The organism is Paenibacillus luteus (assembly GCF_006542765.1).
In the GTDB taxonomy this organism is placed as follows: domain Bacteria; phylum Bacillota; class Bacilli; order Paenibacillales; family Paenibacillaceae; genus Pristimantibacillus; species Pristimantibacillus luteus.
This window is the reverse complement of the sequence record NZ_SKCD01000017.1, coordinates 1-20,226: the sequence shown is the minus strand read 5'-3', so window position 1 is coordinate 20,226 and position 20,226 is coordinate 1. Positions and strand designations below refer to the sequence as shown.

General features: G+C 46.9%; 17 protein-coding genes. 12 read left to right on the top strand and 5 right to left on the bottom strand.

The genetic code is table 11. From position 1 onward, the window contains the following. Positions 1-13: 13 nt before the first annotated feature. From deoB to E0496_RS14115, 5 genes are all read right to left on the bottom strand, one after another. Positions 14-1,195, bottom strand: a complete 1,182-nt coding sequence (gene deoB, locus E0496_RS14135) for a phosphopentomutase (RefSeq protein ID WP_141502440.1) — start codon at positions 1,193-1,195, stop codon at positions 14-16. A 19-nt stretch (positions 1,196-1,214) separates the two neighbouring features. Beyond that, a complete protein-coding gene (locus E0496_RS14130; protein WP_141502438.1) occupies positions 1,215-2,396 on the bottom strand; it encodes a NupC/NupG family nucleoside CNT transporter in 1,182 nt (393 codons plus the stop codon). A 78-nt stretch (positions 2,397-2,474) separates the two neighbouring features. Then, positions 2,475-2,921 (bottom strand): cytidine deaminase, encoded by a 447-nt coding sequence (locus tag E0496_RS14125; protein WP_139992232.1) that lies wholly within the window; start codon positions 2,919-2,921, stop codon positions 2,475-2,477. Between the two features lies 1 nt (position 2,922). Then, complete coding sequence (gene deoC / locus E0496_RS14120; RefSeq protein WP_139992230.1) at positions 2,923-3,591, bottom strand: deoxyribose-phosphate aldolase; 669 nt, start codon at positions 3,589-3,591, stop codon at positions 2,923-2,925. A gap of 328 nt (positions 3,592-3,919) precedes the next feature. After that, positions 3,920-5,002, bottom strand: coding sequence for a LysM peptidoglycan-binding domain-containing protein (locus E0496_RS14115; protein ID WP_161601421.1), 1,083 nt, complete (start codon positions 5,000-5,002; stop codon positions 3,920-3,922). Positions 5,003-5,401: 399 nt separating this feature from the next. On the opposite strand from E0496_RS14115, the gene E0496_RS14110 reads away from it, so the two are divergent. The 12 genes from E0496_RS14110 (at position 5,402) to E0496_RS14055 (ending at position 19,654) form a co-directional block, all read left to right on the top strand. After that, the gene (locus E0496_RS14110) at positions 5,402-5,731 is read left to right on the top strand and encodes a PadR family transcriptional regulator (RefSeq protein ID WP_139992226.1); all 330 of its coding nucleotides are present in this window, start codon (positions 5,402-5,404) and stop codon (positions 5,729-5,731) included. Positions 5,732-5,736: 5 nt separating this feature from the next. Beyond that, positions 5,737-6,291 carry a DUF2812 domain-containing protein gene (locus E0496_RS14105; protein ID WP_141502434.1) on the top strand — a complete coding sequence of 185 codons (555 nt, stop codon included), beginning with the start codon at positions 5,737-5,739 and terminating at the stop codon, positions 6,289-6,291. Positions 6,292-6,479: 188 nt separating this feature from the next. Further along, on the top strand, positions 6,480-7,280 hold the full coding sequence (locus E0496_RS14100) for a hypothetical protein (RefSeq protein ID WP_141502432.1): 801 nt from the start codon (positions 6,480-6,482) through the stop codon (positions 7,278-7,280). Between the two features lie 270 nt (positions 7,281-7,550). Further along, positions 7,551-8,561, top strand: a complete 1,011-nt coding sequence (locus E0496_RS14095) for an ABC transporter substrate-binding protein (protein WP_141502431.1) — start codon at positions 7,551-7,553, stop codon at positions 8,559-8,561. Between the two features lie 136 nt (positions 8,562-8,697). Continuing rightward, the gene (locus E0496_RS14090) at positions 8,698-10,317 is read left to right on the top strand and encodes an AraC family transcriptional regulator (protein ID WP_141502429.1); all 1,620 of its coding nucleotides are present in this window, start codon (positions 8,698-8,700) and stop codon (positions 10,315-10,317) included. 117 nt (positions 10,318-10,434) lie between these two features. After that, on the top strand, positions 10,435-11,478 hold the full coding sequence (locus E0496_RS14085; protein ID WP_139992216.1) for an NAD(P)/FAD-dependent oxidoreductase: 1,044 nt from the start codon (positions 10,435-10,437) through the stop codon (positions 11,476-11,478). 148 nt (positions 11,479-11,626) lie between these two features. Then, positions 11,627-12,154: a hypothetical protein gene (locus E0496_RS14080; RefSeq protein WP_141502427.1), complete on the top strand. Its 528-nt coding sequence runs from the start codon at positions 11,627-11,629 to the stop codon at positions 12,152-12,154. A 305-nt stretch (positions 12,155-12,459) separates the two neighbouring features. Further along, positions 12,460-13,395 (top strand): ABC transporter permease, encoded by a 936-nt coding sequence (locus E0496_RS14075; RefSeq protein WP_241674808.1) that lies wholly within the window; start codon positions 12,460-12,462, stop codon positions 13,393-13,395. 81 nt (positions 13,396-13,476) lie between these two features. Further along, positions 13,477-14,301 carry a carbohydrate ABC transporter permease gene (locus E0496_RS14070; RefSeq protein ID WP_420799820.1) on the top strand — a complete coding sequence of 275 codons (825 nt, stop codon included), beginning with the start codon at positions 13,477-13,479 and terminating at the stop codon, positions 14,299-14,301. A gap of 79 nt (positions 14,302-14,380) precedes the next feature. Further along, positions 14,381-16,048: an extracellular solute-binding protein gene (locus E0496_RS14065; protein WP_141502423.1), complete on the top strand. Its 1,668-nt coding sequence runs from the start codon at positions 14,381-14,383 to the stop codon at positions 16,046-16,048. Between the two features lie 131 nt (positions 16,049-16,179). Continuing rightward, positions 16,180-18,096, top strand: coding sequence for a cache domain-containing sensor histidine kinase (locus E0496_RS14060; RefSeq protein ID WP_141502421.1), 1,917 nt, complete (start codon positions 16,180-16,182; stop codon positions 18,094-18,096). Continuing rightward, positions 18,068-19,654, top strand: coding sequence for a response regulator transcription factor (locus tag E0496_RS14055; protein WP_139992204.1), 1,587 nt, complete (start codon positions 18,068-18,070; stop codon positions 19,652-19,654). Before E0496_RS14060 ends, E0496_RS14055 begins: the two co-directional genes overlap by 29 nt. Positions 19,655-20,226: the final 572 nt, after the last annotated feature.

The window sequence follows — 20,226 nt, the reverse complement described above, 5'->3', positions numbered from 1 at the left end:
TCCTTCGGGTACATTATTTTAAATCTGATAAAAAGCTGATGCCGTGGGCAGGCTTTGCCACTTTGAAATTGTCCGCAATCGTTGCCCCGATATCCGCGAAGGTGTTCCTGATGGGCAGGGCATGTCCGCCTTGTTCGAAGCGCGGCGAGTAAGCTAACAAAGGCACATATTCACGGGTATGGTCCGTGCCATGATAAGTAGGGTCATTGCCATGATCCGCCGTAATCAACAGCAGGTCCTGCTCGGTCATTTTGGCAAATACCTCTGGCAACCGGGCATCGTATTCCTCTAACGCTTGCCCGTACCCTTTAGGATCGCGGCGATGACCGTAGAGTGCGTCGAAATCAACCAGGTTGAGGAAGCTAAGGCCTGTAAAGGATTCATCCATGATTTTGATCATTTGATCCATGCCGTCAGCGTTGGATTGGGTGCGTACCGTCTGCGTAACGCCTTCGCCGTCATAAATATCGGAAATTTTTCCGAGAGCGATGACCTCATAGCCGCCGTCCTGCAGCTCATTCATAACCGTACGGGCAAATGGTTTCAATGCATAATCATGGCGGTTGGATGTCCGTTTGAAATCCCCCGGTGTACCAATGAAGGGACGGGCGATAATTCGTCCAAGCATATAGGGATCCTCCAAGGTGATTTCCCTGCAATACTCACAAATAGCATATAGCTCCTGCAGTGGAACCACATCTTCGTGAGCCGCAATTTGGAGGACGGAATCGGCAGAGGTGTAAACGATCAATGCGCCTGACCGCATATGCTCTTCGCCCAGCTCGTCCAGAATCTCGGTTCCGCTGGCGGGCTTGTTGCCAATCACCTTGCGACCGGTTTTGGCTTCAATCCTTGCGATTAATTCGCTTGGAAATCCGTCCGGAAATACGCGAAACGGAACGGCAATATGAAGCCCCATGATTTCCCAATGGCCAGTCATCGTGTCTTTGCCGCTCGATGCCTCCTGCATCTTCGTATAATAGGCAAGGGGCTTCTCGGCGACAGGCACTCCGCGTATTTCCTTAATATTGGATAATCCGAGCACGGCCATATTCGGCATCTTCAGGCCTCCGCGTGCTTCCGCAATATGGCCAAGCGTATCCACATTGTCATCTCCGAAGCTGGCTGCATCAGGCGACTGGCCAATGCCTACGGAGTCCATCACAATCAAATGAATTCTTTGAAATGCTTTCAACAGGGTTATGCTCCTCTCCTTAATTAATAAACAATCCAGCGATAATGGCAGACAAAACGCTGACCAGCGTGGCTCCGTACAGCAGCTTCATCCCGAAGCGGGCTACCACATTGCCTTGCTTCTCATGCAGCCCTTTCACGGCCCCGGAAATAATGCCGATAGAGGAGAAGTTGGCGAAAGAAACCAAGAATACGGACACAATGCCTACCGCGCGAGCGGAGAGATTCGGATAGTTTTCCAGCTCCAGCATGGCGACGAACTCGTTGGATACCATTTTTGTTGCCATAATGCTCCCTGCATCGACGGCATCCTTCCAAGGAACCCCCATAATAAAAGCGAAAGGAGCGAAGATATACCCGAGAATTTGCTGGAACGAAATGCCGAAGATTCCGCTGAAGAGCCCATTTACGAGCGCAATCAAGGCGATGAAACCAATCAGCATGGCTGCAACGATAATCGCTACCTTGAAACCATCGATAATGTATTCGCCCAGCACTTCGAAGAATGTCTGCTTTTCTTCTTCCTGCACCTGCAAGATATCGTCTTCCTCCGCTACTTTATATGGATTGAGGATGGAAGCGATAATGAACCCTCCGAAAAGGTTAAGGACCAGCGCGGTTACGACATATTTAGGATCGAGGATTTGCATGTACGAGCCGACAATCGACATGGATACTGTCGACATCGCAGAAGCGCATAGTGTGTACAGCCTTTGCTTCGGCAGCAATCCGATCTGTTTTTTGACTGAAATGAAAACTTCGGATTGTCCCAAAATAGCAGAAGCTACTGCATTATAGGATTCGAGCTTGCCCATTCCATTTATTTTGCTCAAGACTAGCCCGATATATTTGACGATGAACGGCAGCACCTTCAAATACTGCAAAATGCCAATAAGCGCCGAAATAAATACAATGGGCAGCAGAACGCTTAGGAAGAACGAGAATTGTCCTTCGTTCAATAGGCCGCCAAATACAAATTCAATTCCGGTATGGGCGAACCCGAGCAGCTTCTCGAACATACTGGAGAAACCTTTGATCAACACCGCTCCTGCTACAGTATTTAGTAACGTAAAGGCTAATATGACCTGCAAGACAACCATGATGAGCAATGGTTTATAGCGGATGTTCTTTCTATTATTGCTGGCGACGTAAGAAAGACCAAGAACGATAAGCAAACCCAATATAGCGAGTAAATATCTCATGGTGGATTCTCCTAGTAAGTTAGTAGTGTGCGTGAATAGCATTGCTATAAAGCGCTTACAAATCTATCGGGCTATCATTTACTTTTTCATGTCAGTGGCAAGAAAAGCGCCGGGAAGCAGCTGTGCCATCGTCCATTCTTCCGTATCGCCATGCAAGTTCGTCAAATATATTTTCGTATTCTCATCACAGAATTCTGCCATGACCTGCCGACATGCGCCGCAAGGGGAAATCGGGCCTTCGGTATCCGCTGCTACGGCAATCGCTTCGATCACGCGGTCGCCTTCGGACACCGCTTTGAAAATAGCTGTACGCTCCGCGCAATTCGTGAGTCCAAACGAGGCGTTCTCAACGTTACAGCCGCGGTATATCCGTTTGCTGCCTGTCATTATGGCCGCACCTACTGCAAAGTGCGAATAGGGGATATGAGCGTGTTGACGTGCTTCAATCGCTTCTTTAATCAACTGTTCCTTCATCCGTCCTTGCCTCCTGTAAGCTGCTCCTTGGGGAGCAGCGCCATTATTTATATTAATAAGAAGAGGTCGATTGCTCGCCTTCCATAATTTTCACGCCTGAGCTGGCACCAATTCTGGACGCGCCTGCCGCAATCATTTTTTCCATATCTTCAAGATTGCGAATGCCGCCGGATGCTTTTACTCCAAGCTTGTCCCCAACGGTTTTGCGCATAAGAGCAACGTCCTCTGCGGTCGCTCCGCCTGTAGAGAAGCCTGTTGAGGTTTTCACGAAATCGGCACCTGCTTGAACGGACATCTGGCAAGCGCGGATTTTCTCGTCATCCGTAAGAAGCGAGGTTTCGATAATGACTTTGACAATCGCTTTTCCTGCAGCTGCTTCGACAACGGCTTGAATATCTTTTTTTACAAATTCGTCATCGCCATCTTTCAGGGCACCTATATTAATGACCATATCGACCTCTGTCGCACCGCATGCAATAGCTTGCTTAGCTTCGAAAGCCTTTGTTTCTGTTGCCGATGCTCCGAGTGGAAAGCCGATGACGGTGCAAACCTTTACCGTACTGCCGGTCAGCTGTTCAGCGGAGTAAGCTACCCAAGTAGGGTTAACGCAAACGGAAGCAAATTGATATTTTTTCGCTTCTTCCGTTAATTTTGTAATCTCAGCTTTTGTTGCATCAGCACGCAAAAGCGTATGATCAATCATTTCGGACAAATTTAACATAGCCAGTTCACCTTCCCCTTATACGAATCCTCATATGCAAGATTATAATAACACGCTTATGAACATATGTAAAATTAAAAATGAACAATTGTTCATGGCGATATTACTTTGTCAGACACCAAACGAAATTGGAGGGCATGGAGGGACGCAAAAACTAGTCTGCCCAAAAAAAGAAGAAGAAGCTCCGCGATTGCGGAACTTCTTCTTCAGTGAAAGCTCAAGCTAACATCCTGAGAATGCCGTGTAGAGCCAAGATGATTTTGGCTGGAATAGTCGTATTTATAATACTGATGGGGCTTACGCAGAAAGCGGCCCTACAGGGCCTAGATTACGGCTTAGGGATTTTCAGTACCGTACCTGCTTTTACTTGATCAATATCGACGATATGATTGTAGTCCGCAATAAACATGGCGTGTTTGGTCGTGCCATAGTAAATTTTGGAGATGCTGTAGAGCGTCTCGCCCTTTTGCACAGTATGTTCTGTTGCTTCAAATTCTGCCGAATCGTCTCCAGAGCCGATGGATTCATCCGGCTTATAGTTCTTAAGAGAAGGGATGACAAGGTTGGTGCCAGCCTTTAGCCCTTTGTTTTTGTCGAGCTTGTTTTCATCGGCAATGTAATCTACATATTCTGCAGATTTGTAAAACATTCTAGAAATACCGGAGAGGGTATCGCCTGCTTGAATTAGATAGGTGGCTGGCAACGTAATCTTGGAATAATCTTTTGTTTCCTGCGGCTTGCTGCCTGATGTGCCAGTCCCTGAGGACAATGCAGGTATGGTTAGCGTATCGCCAGCTTTCATATCATTGATAAACAGAATATGGTTATGCTCGGCAAGCAGCGCATAATGGTCCTTGGTTTGATAAAATTTTTCTGATATCGTGCTCAAGGTATCGCCCTTTTGTACCACGTAAGTCGTAGGCAGCTTTACAGCGGGGCTTTCGTCTGTTGGTTTATTGTCGTTATCTTTCTGGCCTTGACTTGGTTTCTCCGTTTGTGCTGGAACGGTTGGCTTAGCCTCGTCCTTGATCTTGACCGGCTTTTCCGTGGCTACTGGCTCGGGATTATTCGTGTTCTTCTCGACGTCTTCAGCAGGTTCTTGCGTTTCCTCTGCATCGACCGTGCCCGCCGGAATGGGCTCATCCGTAACTGGTTCATTTCCATTAAGCCCGCTATTCCCCGAATCAGAGTTAGGGGAGTTGCTGCTGCCGGATTGATTATTGGAGTCGGAATGCTCAGCCGTCGCTGATTGGAGATTGGTGTCGACTAAACTCGTATATTTGCTGTAGAGTACTCCGCAGACGGCTACGAGAATGATGACGACGGCCAAATAAAGTGACAATGTTGCTTTCTTAAATGATGACAAGCTGCTCTTGGTACGGGTGTTTCTGCGTGTAGTTTTGTTATCCAAAGCGTAATCTTCTCCCTTGTTCCTCAACTTATTTCTATTCTATCCGACTTGTCGAAACCTGTGGAATGGGCCTAATCAGCCATTTCAGCCAGAATCAAAATGCTCCCTATGTAACTCGCATGTTCAAGTGTTTTCTGAGTGGCTCTCAAATTAGCCTTTTGCATGCAGTTTGGTGCACTATACAGCGTTAGAATTGGAAATATCCTGTAATGATGTTTATATTACACTATCTCTCTTAACAAAAACTGTACATGGGAAAACTCTCATAAAATATGAGAATTACTTTCTGCAAGTAGAAACGATAATTCCGCTAAACTATATTGACATTCGATACATCATGTATTATTGTATCGTTATACGATATAGTGACTGTCGATGTAGATGAGGAGGAGAGCCGAGATGAAAGAGATGCTGCCGCTGACGGAAGCTTTTTTCTATATTTTAATTGCTTTGTATGTGGAGCCCGCCCATGGGTACGGAATTATGCAGGATACCGAGAAGCTGAGCAAGGGGAGGGTCAAGATCGGAGCCGGCACGCTATATACGGCCCTAAATACGCTGCTTAATAAAGGGCTTATCGATCACCATCCCGTTCCGGAAGGAGCAGATACCCGGCGTAAGATGTACGCGATTACCCCAAATGGGAAAGCGGTGGTTGCGGCTGAAATTGAACGGCTTGAGGAGCTATTGCAGGCAGGTCGGAATGCGTTGATTACAGGGAAGGAGTGAGCGGTATGGGAGAACGTTTGGAGAAAAAATTCAGATTAACGATGAGCTGGGACTACGAGAAGGAGGAGCAGTGGCTAAACGAAATGTCCAGCCAAGGGCTGCATTTTAAGAAAGCCGGTTTTTTTAATAGCAGCTTCGTGAGAAATAAGTCCGTTCGGTATACGTATGGCTTGGATCATCAGTCGGGACTTACGAAGAAGGATGGGAAGCTGGCGGAATATATTGCTTTATATCAAGACGCCGGCTGGGAGTATGTAACCTCCTTTGGCGCGCTGTGGCACTATTTCCGCAGGGAATGGCAGCCGGGCGAACAGCCGAAATTATATACGGATGTCGAATCCCTTACGACGATTTACAAAAACATTCAGCGGGTCATGGGTTTAATGCTGCTCGTGAATGCAGTTATTTTAATAGCGAATATGTCGAATTTGCTGTCTCATTTCAAGAACGCGCTTTGGGCAATCATGATACCGGTCTCGGTTATTTATGTCCTTATATTTGCTCTTCTTGGTTATGGTTATGTGAAGATGGGAAGTAAAATAAAAAAGCTTAATAACTAGATTTGTTCATTTAGAGGCGCTTGATTATTTTCACTTATTGAATACTATTTTCCATTTTAGAGCATTTGATAGTTTTCGACTTATTTTTACAAAAAATATTAAAATATTATATAAAAATGGTTGATACTGGGATGGCAGGATGCTACTATATAACCAATGAATAAGCCTTAAGGGGGATTAATTGGGAAGTGGAAGCGAAAAAAAGGCCGGGATGCCTTAAAATCTTGCTCATCGTTGTTGGTATATTCATAGCAATTATTATTGTAATTGGGGTTCTTGGATCGATATTTGGTGATACGACTACAGATTCCGATAATGGCTCCAGCACAACTAGCACACAAGGATCAGGATCTAGTAAGTCTCAAGACCAAGAAGATTTGTATGCTGAGGCTCAAGAGTTGTTCAAAAAAGGTAGCTACATCGAAGCTAATATTGCTATTGATAAAGCAATAAAAGTGGAGAGCAAGGAAGAATATACGAAGCTCAAAACAGAAATAAAGACTAAAATTGACAATCGTAAAGCTGAGCTTGAGGCTATGTTTGAGATTAAAGACGATAAGGTAGAGAATATTACCTTTATTTCGCCTAAAGAAGGCGTTTCAAAAGGATTAGTGTTCTACCCTTATATCGGCGTCAAAGATTCTAATAAATATATGGTGCTTCGGGTAGGGTACCAGGAGCCGGCCTCCAAAGCATTATTTGTCTTTACGGGCATAAAAGTAAGGGCTGGGGAAGTTCTAGAAGAGCTCAAATTCAATCCTATGAACAAATTGAATAATGTTGACATTCTTGGTTCCGGAATGACAGAGCTTATTGATCTTGATGTGAATAAGAAAAATGAAAACCTATTAAGTACGGTTATTCCTAGTACAGAAGAAGTCATTATTAGGTTTGAGGACATTTCCAACAAATCGACGGATTACACGCTGACTAAAGAGCAGAAACAAACGATTGCGGATATTTTAGAATACTATAATTATCTGGATTAGGTAGTAGTTGCATTTGATATTAAACGGGTACCCCATACACTGGACACTTTGAAAAAAGGGTTTGGCGTAGGGGTACTTTTTTGTATACTAAATTGGAGCCAATTTAGCATGATACCGCCAGGCAAGCGCCATAGAAGAATTTGTATAAACCGTATTGTCGAAAATGTGCATTGAGCGCAGGAGTGAAGATCGGTTACAATCATGGCATTGATAATGAGAATGATAATCATTATTTGAAGTGACGAAAAAGTTATAGGAGTGGATAGGGGAATGGCTTGGACAGGTTATTTGAAAAAAGGGTGGATGACTGTTTTTGCCGCAGCAATCGTGCTATCAGGCTGCGGAGCGGGTAATGACAATACAAGCGAAAGCGCAACAACACAGCCGCCAACGGAAGAGAGCAGCGGTGCAGCGAATAAGGCAGAGAATGAATCCACTGCGGCTACTCGAATCGTTAAGGATGCTTTTGGCGAACTGGAGATCCCGACTAACCCGAAGCGAGTAACGGCTCTGTATCGGGAGGATTATTTGGTTGCACTTGGTGTGACGCCAGTCGTTCAATATTACAATCCGATGTGGGGCAAGCAGGATTATTTGCAGCTTGATGCTCCATTATTCGATGTAACGGGAAGCATTGAAGCTTTGGTGGTAGCTGAGCCGGATTTGATCATTGAGGTTGGAGGGATTGATGAGGCGCAATATGAAAAGTATTCGAAGATTGCGCCTACCTATCGCCTTTCAGATGAGGTGCTGGCAGATACGCGCCAAACGCTATCGGTCATTGCTGATCTAATGGGCATACCAGAAAAAGCCGAAAAGGTGCTCAGTGATTACGATAACCGAATCAGTGAGGTTAAGTCTAAGCTGGGAGTAGCTGTGGGAGACGAGAAAATTGTCGTTCTTCGAATGAATGTAGCGGATCAATCGATTAATATTTTTGGAGCAAAAAATATTTTTGTAGGCCAGCTTCTTTATCAGGATCTTGGACTAAAGGCTCCAGCATATGCAGAAGCCATGACGGAAGGAAATATGGTGCTTTCGCAGGAGGCGCTTCCGGAGCTGGATGCGGACCACATTATTTTGCTTCCTTCTAATGGTACGTGGGACGATGAAGGGAATAACGCAGCCTTGAAGGAAATGCTGGATAGCCCAATCTGGAAGTCGCTGGAAGCGGTGAAACAGGGGCATATCTATCCGGTAGAGAGATCTTATTGGCAGACCGGTGCAATAACTTCCAACTACAAGAAGATGGATGAGTTGCTTAAATTGCTTGCTTCATAAAAAAAGGGCAGCTGGTATCGAGAATAGCCGTTGAATGTTCGAATAGGGCTGCTCTTCAACGAAGGTTGAAGAGCAGCCCTATTTACGTTACACTAAAAGTGATAATCATTCTCATTTTTAGAATGGGGTTAAATATATGGATTTGCAAGCTAGAGGCTCTTCACAGACTGCGCCAACTACGTTCTACCTTTTGCAAGCAGCAGAGTTTATCCGTGCGGTTAGCGATGCTGAGAGAAGTCATGGAGACAAGGTATGCTTTACACTATTGATTACGACTAATGGTAGAGGAATGATACGGATGAAGGAGGAACAGCTTGCTTTCATCCAAGGCAAATGTTATCTTCTTCACCCGGGAATGGAAGCCCAGATTGAGCCGGATGGTTATGGCTGCTCTTATTATCTGCTTGAATTCAGATTACAAGCAGGGCTTGAGCCAGCTGCAGCTTCTCTTATTCCTGATCGGACGGTGCTGGCTTGCACGCCATTTGCAAGAGTACTGGAGCTTCTCGAGGATCTGCTCGCATACAGCCATCCTGTAGAGGAACTGCAGCTTTTTTACCGTTATGTCCGTTTTCAGGAATTGCTGCTGCTCATTTTGAGTCAAAATCATGAATCGGCAGCGATTGGCAATTCACCGGATCTGCTTGATAGGCAGGGAATAACGTTGTCTATAAAGCACATCCATGAGCATTATCGTGACGCGCTGACTGTGGGAGAGCTTGCTGCAATTGCGAGTACTGATCGCTGGAAGTATACTCGTCTCTTTAAGGATGCCACAGGGCTGGTTCCGCTGCAGTATTTAAACCGCATACGCATAGAACAAGCGAAAAAATGGTTGGCGGGCAGTGAGGACAACCTCTCTGCTGTTGCTCAGTATACTGGCTACACAAATGAATATTATTTTAATAGGCGATTTAAACAATTCGTTGGCATTACGCCGGGGCAGTATCGCAGCAGCCATCGCGGCCAGCCCCGAGTGATTGCTCCGTTTCTTGAGGATTACATGGTTGCGCTTAATATTACGCCAGTTGTTCAATATTCTCATGCTGTCTGGGGAAAACAAGATTATCTCGCACTGGACCACATCCCTACTTTTGATGAGTCCAATGGAGATTTTACGCCCCTCGCCTCATATAGCCCGGATTGCATCATGCTGCTGGACCGGTATTGTGATACGGAATATCGGCAATGCAAGGAAATTTCACAGACGCTTATCCTTAAGGAGATGGGCCACAATTGGCGGACTCTGCTGCGGATCGTTGGGGATTATTTTGGCCGTTCGGAGCGGGCAGAAGAAGTGATTGCGGGTTATGAGGCGAAGGCGAGGGCGGCCCGCGAGAAGCTGGGACGCAGCAGGAAGCGAGAAACGGTAGCTTTCTTGCGTATTTCAGCGGATAACGTTTATCAGTATACAGATAGGGGACGTGGATTCGCGACAGCCGTTCTTTACGGAGATCTTGGACTCAGCCCCTATCGGATGAATGAAGCTGCCGAAGAGGAGAATCAGGTAAGAATGAAAACCTTTACGATGGAAGAGCTGTCTGCGCTGACGGCAGATCATTTATTCATTACGTTCGACAAATGGCACAGCCAGGCAGCGGGAGCGGAGAGAACGCTCCTTCAACATCCAGTTTGGTCGGCCCTCCCGGCCGTACAGGGTGGGCATGTCTATGAGGTTGATTTTATGACATGGATGAACTATGGCGTCATTTCGAATGCCAAGAAGATCGATGATATTTTGCAGGCACTGGCCTAAAGTAAGATTTGTGCAAAAAATTGAAGCGTTTTGTCCATTGCTATTAAAAAGAGGCTAAGCTTACAATGAAAGTGATAATCAATATCAAATGAACGAACTGGAGCAGGAGGAATAACGTTGACAGAACAACTGCAATTATATGATGTAACGATTATTGGCGGCGGACCGGCAGGAATGTATGCTGCTTTCTATAGCGGGATGAGGGATTTGAAGACCAAGCTGATCGATGCGAATGAAAGCCTAGGCGGGCGCATGCTCATTTATCCGGAGAAAATGATTTGGGATGTCGGAGGTGTGACGCCGACGCTGTGCGAGAAGCTGATTACTCAACTGGAACAGCAAGCGAAAACGTTTGATCCAACGATTTTGCTGGGGGAGCAGGTCAGCAACCTAGAGAAGCTGGAAGACGGTACCTATTTGCTGGAGACCGTTAGCGGCGGGAAGCACTGGACTCGTACGGTCATTTTGGCTATCGGACGCGGCATTTTGAAAATGGCGAAGCTGGAGCTTGAAGGTGCAGAGAGGTATGAAGTTACTAATCTGCATTATACGGTTCAGGAGCTTGAGCCGTTCCGCGGGAAGCATGTGCTCATCTCAGGCGGGGGGAACTCTGCGGTGGACTGGGCGAATGAGCTGGAGCCGATTGCGGCGAAGGTAACGGTTGTGCATCGTCGGGATCAATTCGGCGGACATGAGAAAAATATTGTCAAAATGAAAGAATCCTCCGTAGACGTACGGACGACCTGCGAGGTTAGCCAACTGTACAGCGGGAATGGCGAGACGATTGACCGCGTAACGGTGACGCATTTGGAGACCGGTCATTCGGAGCAACTAACGGTGGATGCGGTTATTGTTAACCATGGGCTCAAATCCGACTTTAGCGGCATTAAAGAGTGGGGCCTTAGCATGGATGACTGGAATGTGTATGTGAATGCGAAGCTGGAGTCTAACCTGCCAGGGATTTTTGCTGCCGGAGACTTCGCGCATTATGACAGCAAGATCACGCTCATTGCCGGGGCATTTACGGACGCGGCACTTGCGGTTAACAGCGCAAAGCTGTTTATGGACCCAGAAGCGCCAAGAATGGCGTATGTATCATCCCATAATGCTCGTTTTAAAGAAAAGAACAAGGCGCTTGGCGTAGTGGATGAAGAGGAATAGGCGGCTACAACGCAATTCAGATGCAGGGCATAGGAGGGGGACCTCCATGGCTCTGCATTTTTTGCGTTTGTTTACACAGCTATTTGTTAACGTGGATAACAAAGAGACAAGCAGTAAAGCAATCCAATAGGGTGGTGGAAAGAAGACGATGAATTCTCGCAGAGATGCCTTATTAAGCTCCACGGGAAAGAAAAAAGGTTTCTTTATTTTATGTTTCATACTTGTTGCAGCAATCGGAGTAGGCGCCGTATATGTCATTAAGGGATCTAAGGAACAAACGAACGATCAAGCAAAATCCGAAATCGTAACAGAGGAGTATGCGAAAACCCTGGAGAGCCAAGTGAATATGTCGGGCAGCATAGAGACAAACGACGGCAAGAACTTATCGATTTGGATGGCTCCGATGAGAAGCAATAATTTCGGAATTATTCCATGGACCCAGGGGGAAACCTTTACGTTGACTGTGGAGAGCGTTAGGGAGCAAGAGCTTGAGATTGGCATCATGTCCGTTTCCACGGACGAGATATACAGCGAAACGATTGAATCGGGCACGGGCAGCGTCGATATTGTCATTCCGGAAGATGGAGACTACCGAGTTTTTATCCAAAATAATGAATTGAATAAGGCGGAATTCCTCTTAAAACTGAGCAAGGCGATTGAAGGGCCGATTGCGTAAGAAACGGAGACAAGGGAGCCTGCTTTCGGATGTAGGCTCCGTAGCGGAATAAAAGAAAAAGTGACATAGATGTGGTGGATGCAGGATTTGGCATCCACCACTTTTTTGTGCCCAAAACCGACAGGAAACGCCTAAAACCGAAAAATGGCGACCCGAATACGAAATCTCAAGCCTTACGTGGGTGGGAATAACGAACTACAATTAGGATATAAAAGTTGCAAAGGCTTACATTCGTTACCCATTAGATTTACATCAGCATGGAGGTCATATTTTTGAAAACACAGCTCAATTCGGCACCGACTTCCCTGTCTGCCGCGGATGCGAAGGCAGCGAGAAGCAAATGGCTCAGAAAATTGTACAGCCAACGTCATATTCAGATTATGGCGCTGCTTGGCGTCGTATGGATGATTATTTTCAACTACGTACCCATGTATGGCGTCATCATTGCTTTTAAAGAATTTAACATCGTTAAGTCGATAAGCGAAGCGCCTTGGGTAGGCTTCATGCACTTTAAGGAGTTTTTCCAGGATGATAGCTTCATGGACGTTATGCGGAATACGCTTGGCATCAGTCTCATTAAGCTGGCTATCGGATTCCCGCTGCCGATTATTTTCGCCTTGTTTCTCAACGAGGTTCGCTCAGTGGGCTTTAAGAAAGCGATTCAGACGATTTCGTATTTGCCTCACTTCTTGTCTTGGGTCATCCTAGGCGGCATTTTGACCACTTGGCTGGCGGACGTTGGGGTAATTAACAATCTATTGCTCGCTTTGAAATTCATTAAGGAACCGATTTCGTATCTCGCGGAGCCTAGCTATTTCTGGAGTATCATTATTACCTCGGATATTTGGAAGGAGCTTGGCTGGTCGGCTATTATCTATCTGGCAGCGATCGCCAGCGTATCGCCGGAAATGTACGAGGCGGCTACCATTGATGGAGCAGGCCGCTTTCAGAAAATGTGGTATGTCACCTTGCCGAGCATTAAATCGACGATTTCAATTCTGTTTATTCTTGCGGTGAGCGGCGTGCTCAACTCCAACTTTGACCAAATTCTCGTGCTGCGCAACTCGCTTAACGAAAGCGCAAGCAATGTCATCGATATTTATGTTTATCAGACAGGGATGCAGCAGGGACGGTACTCTTACTCCACAGCAGTAGGATTGTTCAAATCCGTCATAGCGCTTATCCTGCTCTTGATTGCAAACCGGGTGACGAAAAAAATGAACGATACTTCACTTTTCTAGAAACGGAGGCGGCGAAAATTGTTTAGCATTAAACGGAAAACAAAAGGAGAAGCGCTTTTCGATCTCTTCAATAATTTTGGCATGTTGGCCATTTGCTTTGCAACGCTTTACCCCATATGGTACGTGCTCGTAAATGCATTTAATGAGGGGCAAGACGGCATGCGCGGCGGCATATATTGGTGGCCGCGGGTATTCAGCTTCGAGAGCTTCGATGCGGTGTTTCAAAGCAGCGGCATTATGACCGCAATGGGCATTACGGTTGCCAAGACGCTGCTGGGTACGGTGCTTCACGTCTTTTTCACGGCGATGGTTGCTTATGCCTTCTCCCGCAGAGGGCTGATTGGCGGCAAAATCTATATTCTCTTCGGTACGGTAACGTTGTTCTTCGGAGGCGGACTCATTCCGACCTATCTGCTTATGAAGGATCTGCACTTGCTCGATAATTTCCTAGTCTACATTATTCCGGCGATGTTTAGCTTCTTCGATCTAATCATCTTCATGACCTTCTTCCGGGATATTCCGGACGGGCTGGAGGAAGCAGCGCGGATTGACGGGGCCAATGACTGGCTGATCTTCATTAAGGTCATCCTACCGGTGTCGATGCCGGTCATCGCTACGATTGCGTTGTTCCACGGCGTATACCAATGGAATGATTATTTTGCAGGCGTGATCTATATGAACAATATGGATTTGCAGCCGGTCCAGACGTATTTGTATCGCGTGGTTGCGCAGTCCAGCTCCAGCCAGATGCTTGCGGCTATCCCGGGCGGCATCGGCAAATCGGTAACGACACAGTCGATTAAGCTGGCAACGATGGTCGTCACAACACTGCCAATTGTGCTTGCTTATCCGTTCTTACAGAAGTATTTTGTCAAAGGCATGATGATTGGTTCGATTAAAGGCTAGATGGCGGCATTTCCTTCTGCCCTTTATCGAGCGGAAGATTGCATATATAATCATTCATACAGAGAAGGGGATTACAAACATGAACAAGAAACCAAAGGTCAAGAACCTGTTGATGTTCATGATCGCTGCGGTTATGGTGATTACGACCGCTTGCTCCTCGGGCGGCAACAGCAAGAATAGCAACAATGAGACAGGCAAGGCTCCCGCTGAGGATGTAAAGCTGACGCAGGACGATAAGGGCTGGGAAGTGGACAAAAGCCCGATTACCTTCGACTGGTATATCAATTTTTCGTGGTTTCCGAACAAATGGGGCGTTGACGCTACCTCCAAATATATTACCGAAAAAACCGGCGTTAACGTAAATTTCATCGTTCCTGCTGGTAACGAAGCAGAGAAAATGAATACGATGATCGCTTCGGGCAGCCTGCCGGACTTTATCACGCTGGGCTGGTACGAGGAAGCGGTTAAGAAAATGATCGAAGGCGGCCTTGTGCTTCCGCTCAACGAGCTCGCTGACCAATACGATCCTTATTTCTACAAAGTAACGGACCCTGCCAAGCTTTCCTGGTACAAGCAGGAGGACGGCAATGTATACGGCTATCCGAACTCGTCCTCTTCTCCGAAGGACTATGAGAAGTTTGGGGACAATATCGTATCGACCCAAACCTTCCTAGTGCGCAAGGATATGTATGAAGCGCTTGGAAAACCAGATATGCGTACGCCGGAAGGCTTCTTGAAAGCGCTGGAGGATGCCAAAAAAATGTATCCGGACGTTAACGGACAGCCATTGATTCCGCTTGGCATGTACGATTTCAGCGACACGGGCAACGCATCCCTGCAGCACTACATCCAGAACTTCCTGGCTATTCCTTATGCGAAGGATGGACAATTGTATGACCGCGACACCGATCCTGAGTATGTGAAATGGCTCAAAACGATGCGTCAAGCCAATGAAAACGGGCTTCTATCGAAGGATATCTTTATTGACAAGCGTCCACAAATGGAAGAGAAAATCGCGCAGGGCCGTTACTTTGCGATGCTGTACGCCAGATCCGATCTTGCCAACCAGCAAAATGCTCTGTACGCCAATGATCCTAACTCCATTTACATTGCTGTAGATGGACCTGCCAACGCTAATTTGGATCAGCCTACGCTAGCTGGGCCATCGATTTCAGGCTGGACGGTAACGCTGATTTCCAAAAACGTAAAAGACAAAGCGCGTGCAATCCGTTTCCTAGATTACATGATCTCTGAAGAAGGGCAGCATGACACGTTCTTCGGCAAACAAGGCGTGACGTGGGATAACATCGATGGCAAGGACCAATTCCTTCCAGAAACACTCGATTTGCTTAATTCCGATCGCGGTGCATTTGACAAGCAACTCGGCGCCTCCCATACGTTCTGGATGATGATGGACACAAACCTTACGCCAATTTGGTCGCCGCCAGCGGTGGAGCCGTTCAAGCAGCTTGAAGATTGGACGCGCGGCAAATCGGTTAGCTTGTCTGAATTTGATCAGCTAAACCCTACGGGCACTTCGGAAGAAGGCATTATGAATACGAAGATAGGCCAAGAGTTTGGCAAAGTGCTTCCAAAGCTGCTGCTTGCCAAATCCGATGCCGAATTTGATAAGCTCTGGGATGAGCATCTGGCTAAGCGCGAAGCATTAGGCTTCAGCAAGGTTCAGACATTCAAGCAGAAGCAGTATGAAATTAACGTGGCTAAGCTAGAAGAAGCTACGAAATAGTCGGGTTACAGCTCCTTATTGGAGGAAGGCCCAAAGCGAAGGTGCTCTAGAACCGGAAACGGTCTGGGGTGCTTTTTGCCGCATGAGAGAGTCATAACAGTCAATTATATTTAGGGCGGACGTGAGCAGGAATGGGCAGAAAGCTAAAATCATTTGTTCAATCGGCGGCAACCTGGCTCGGTCGCAGGTCGATGCAGAGCCGGTTGGTCGCGGCATATATCGTTATTCTCTTGATCCCAAGCATAGGGGTATCGAATTATCTGTTCAGCCAGATCAGGGACAGCTATATCAACGATACCCTGAAGCAAGGGCAATATTCGCTTGAGATGGAAAAAGTGAATATCGTGAACCAGATTGAAGCGATGGAGCTTGCTGCCCAGCTCACCGTCTCCAAGCCTGAAATATTGGAGTATGTGTCGGTGAAGGCAGATCTGCCGGTGGAGGAGCTGCTTGATCTTTATCGGGGCCCGCTGACGGATATGATTAATATTCAAACCAATAACCCCAACATTATTCATTTGCGCTTATTTGCCAATAATGATCATATCTCGGAGATTTGGCCGATTATTTTCCACGAACGACGGATTCAGAAAGAGCCTTGGTATGCCGAACTGGACAGGCTGGGAGATCAGGAGCTGTGGCTGTTCAAAGACCAGGACCCCGATATTTTACACCGGAACGTGACGGAGGGGACGGACCAGCTGCCGAAGGTTTCGCTTGTACGGGCGATTCAATCCGGGAGCACGCGAATCGGTGTCATTCAAGTGGAAATGCTGCTCAAGCAGTTCTCGCCTAAGGCGTTTGCGAGTGTAAAGGATGAGGGCTCGCAAATGATGCTATCGGATGGCAACGGTACTATTTTTTTCGATGAGAATCAGCCTTTTGTTGGCAGGGACCCGGAGCTGCGCGAAGCGATCTTGAATGAGTTTGCGGAAATGAACAAACATGGGATTGCCGAAAAAAGATTTATGGTCGATCAGCATCCGTACCTGCTTATATCCGCGCCTCTGGAGCAAGCGAATGCCGAGCTATTGAATGTGGTTTCCTTGCAGGCGGTTAGCGAGCATATTTCCAAAGCAGAAAAACAAATTATTGCCGTTAACCTTATTCTGATCGGGCTGTTGTCGGTCATTACTTACCTGATGAATGCTTTTATTCTCAAAAACCTGAGCCGTTTGACGGAAGCGATGAAGAAGGTCCGAAGGGGAGAGATGCCGACAGGCCTCCCGCTAGTCGGGGGTGGCGAAGTCGGGGAGCTGGCCCATCATTTTAATAAATTGATTCATACCATTAATGAATTGATTGCGCAGGGAGTGAAGAAGCAGGCGTTGACAAAGGAAGCCGAGCTTCGCACCTTGCACAGCCAAATCGACTCTCATTTCCTCTACAACACGCTTGAGAATATTAAGATGTTGGCGGAGATGGAAAACCAGCGGACCATTTCGGATTCGCTTACTTCGCTTGGCGGAATGATGCGCTACAACTTCAAATGGTCGGGCGAGTATGTCAGCTTGCAGGATGAGATTCGCCATATTCAAAATTATATTGCGGTCATGAATATCCGTTTTGACGAGCCTATTCAGCTGGAGCTCAACATTCCACCAAGGCTGATGGAGATTGAAGTGCTGAAAATGTCTTTGCAGCCGATCATTGAAAATTCGGTCAAGCATGCATGGATGGGGATGGAAGCGAGCCAGAGCGGCATCCGAATTGATGTTTCCGAGAAGGAGGACGATGGGATCATCATCTCGCTTAGGGATAATGGCAGAGGCATTGAAGCTGAGCGGCTGAATCGGTTAAATGAAATGATTCGTAGCGATGAGAGCGGCAATGGGCCATCGACGACGGAAATGATTAATGGGAAGCAAACGTTCGGCATTGGGTTGCGCAACGTCCATCAACGTATTCGGCTGTATTATGGAGAGCGATACGGACTAAAGGTATATAGCAGCGAAGGGCATTTTACAGAAGTAGTGATTACCCTTCCTAAGGTGCTGTTAATGGGAGGAGGCTCAGGCCATGATGAAGTTGTTAATCGTCGACGATGAGAAAAATATCCGATTGGGGCTCAAAACCATGATTGAACGGGAGTTTCCGGAGCAATATGAGATCCGGACGGCCATTCATGGGGAAGATGCGCTAGCCCAATATGAGCGCGAACGGGCAGATATTATTTTAACGGATATTCGGATGCCTGGGATCGATGGCATTGAACTGATCAAGCGGCTGACGAAAGAAGAAGAGTCCGAGCAAAAGCCGATTTTTGTTATTTTAAGCGGGTATGATGATTTTGCATACGCCAAAGCGGCCATCGAATATCAGGTGAAAAACTATTTGCTGAAGCCGATTCGCCGTGACGAGCTGTTCGATTCGCTGCGCAATAGCGAGATCACGCTGCAAAAACGAGCGGAGCTGGCCGAGCGGGTAGCTATAAGCGATACGTACCGCGAACAGCTTCGAATCAATGGGCTAAGAGAGTGGTTTAGGCAGGGCGAGCCATACATGGAGAATGAAAGCGATTTTGAAGCCAAAATCGGATTTGAGCAATTTACGCTGCCATTTACTGTCGCTGTCTTGAGTTATAAATCGGAGAATGGCGACTCGATGAACAAGGAAGAATTCAAGCTGCTTGTGGAGAAAATGCTGCAGCCCATTGAGGGTGCGCTGGATGTCTCGTTTTTGGATAGCGAGAACAAGCTTGTTCTTATTGGCAGTCCGGCATTTCGGTTTGTGGAGTTGTTCAGACAGGCAGGCGGTATCGATTTGGAGGGCCTGCGCATGGGAATAAGTGCGGAGGGACAGCGGCTGGAGGATTTATATGAATGTTACAAGCAGGCAGGTACGGCTTTGCAATATTCGTTCCTTTATTCGAACTGCCGCCTGCTAAGGCACGAGGATATTCGAGAGAAACAACAATCCTATCCGGTACCGGACGAGGATATTCGCAAGCTCGGCAATATGCTGGGGACGGATCGGGAGCGGGAGATTCAGGAGCTGCTGAAGCAGATCTTTCATATCGAGGACATTCCGGATGTCAATATTGACTATTTAAAGCGCGTAGGCCAAATGATCAATGAACAGGTGCTCGATGAAGTGTTCCGCATTTATGGTGAAGAGTCCATCGAGGTGCTGAAGCTGTACCGGAAAGTAGGCAGTATGGACAATTTCCGCAGCTTTCACGACTATTACCGGAGCCTGGAGCTACTTCTGGCAAGCGTAAACGATTATGTCCGCGGCATCCGCTCAGCGTATAGCGAGCATTCGGAGATTAAAGCGGCGGTCGCGTATATGGAGGATAATTACTATCGTCCCCTGAATATGGCTGTAGTCAGCAATCATGTCGGTTTGAATTACTCCTACTTCAGCGAGGCCTTCAAAGTGCATACGGGTGAAAATTTCGTCGGCTTTCTGAAGAAAGTGCGCATCCGCAAAAGCAAGGAGCTGCTGCTCGAGGGCAGCAGGAAGATGCAGGAGATCGGCAACGCCGTCGGCTTTGAGAACAGCAAGCAGTTCTCACGCGTGTTCAAGGAGCTGGAGGGCATCTCGCCGCAGGAGTATCGCCTTAAGGTGCGCTCGGACGCCGGGCTTAGCAAGGTAGAGGAGTAACCAAAGTGGAGGAGGAGCTTAGGCTCCTCCTTTTTTATTTTGTAAGGGAGGCAGGTTGGAGCGACTATAGGAGCACCTGAAGGTGCAGACAAATGATTAACTTAAAGAGCACCCAAAGAACACCCAAAGAACACCCAAAGAGCACCCAAAGAGCACCCAAAGAGCACCCAAAGAGCACCCAAAGAGCACCCAAAGAGCACCCAAAGAGCACCCAAAGAGCACCCAAAGAGCACCCAAAGAGCACCCAAAGAGCACCCAAAGAGCACCTTATGATTGTGTGTGGTTCAATTTATGAATCAAAGTTCGAAGAATTTACTCATTTAGAAGGAATTTTTCCCGTTAAAATAGCGTTATTCGGCTAGGATATGAATTAGCTGGAAATAGTCCTGTTAATTTTACGGATTTACCCGATATGGGGCAGAAACCCTGATATTAGAGGGAGAAATGCAGCTAGAATAAAAAGTGGACACCTCATAAGAGAATGCAGATAATAAACAACAAAGAGGAAGAGGTGTCTAGTATGGGTGAGAGCAGGCAGCGGTTTAGTGATGAGTATAAAGAAAAGACAGTCA

Coding starts and splice junctions, on each gene's coding strand:
- E0496_RS14130 (WP_141502438.1), bottom strand. CDS start 2,396: ATGAGATATTTACTCGCTATATTGGGTTTGCTTATCGTTCTTGGTCTT.
- deoC (WP_139992230.1), bottom strand. CDS start 3,591: ATGTTAAATTTGTCCGAAATGATTGATCATACGCTTTTGCGTGCTGAT.
- E0496_RS14110 (WP_139992226.1), top strand. CDS start 5,402: ATGAAAGAGATGCTGCCGCTGACGGAAGCTTTTTTCTATATTTTAATT.
- E0496_RS14105 (WP_141502434.1), top strand. CDS start 5,737: ATGGGAGAACGTTTGGAGAAAAAATTCAGATTAACGATGAGCTGGGAC.
- E0496_RS14095 (WP_141502431.1), top strand. CDS start 7,551: ATGGCTTGGACAGGTTATTTGAAAAAAGGGTGGATGACTGTTTTTGCC.
- E0496_RS14090 (WP_141502429.1), top strand. CDS start 8,698: ATGGATTTGCAAGCTAGAGGCTCTTCACAGACTGCGCCAACTACGTTC.
- E0496_RS14080 (WP_141502427.1), top strand. CDS start 11,627: ATGAATTCTCGCAGAGATGCCTTATTAAGCTCCACGGGAAAGAAAAAA.
- E0496_RS14070 (WP_420799820.1), top strand. CDS start 13,477: ATGTTGGCCATTTGCTTTGCAACGCTTTACCCCATATGGTACGTGCTC.
- E0496_RS14065 (WP_141502423.1), top strand. CDS start 14,381: ATGAACAAGAAACCAAAGGTCAAGAACCTGTTGATGTTCATGATCGCT.
- E0496_RS14060 (WP_141502421.1), top strand. CDS start 16,180: ATGGGCAGAAAGCTAAAATCATTTGTTCAATCGGCGGCAACCTGGCTC.
- E0496_RS14055 (WP_139992204.1), top strand. CDS start 18,068: ATGATGAAGTTGTTAATCGTCGACGATGAGAAAAATATCCGATTGGGG.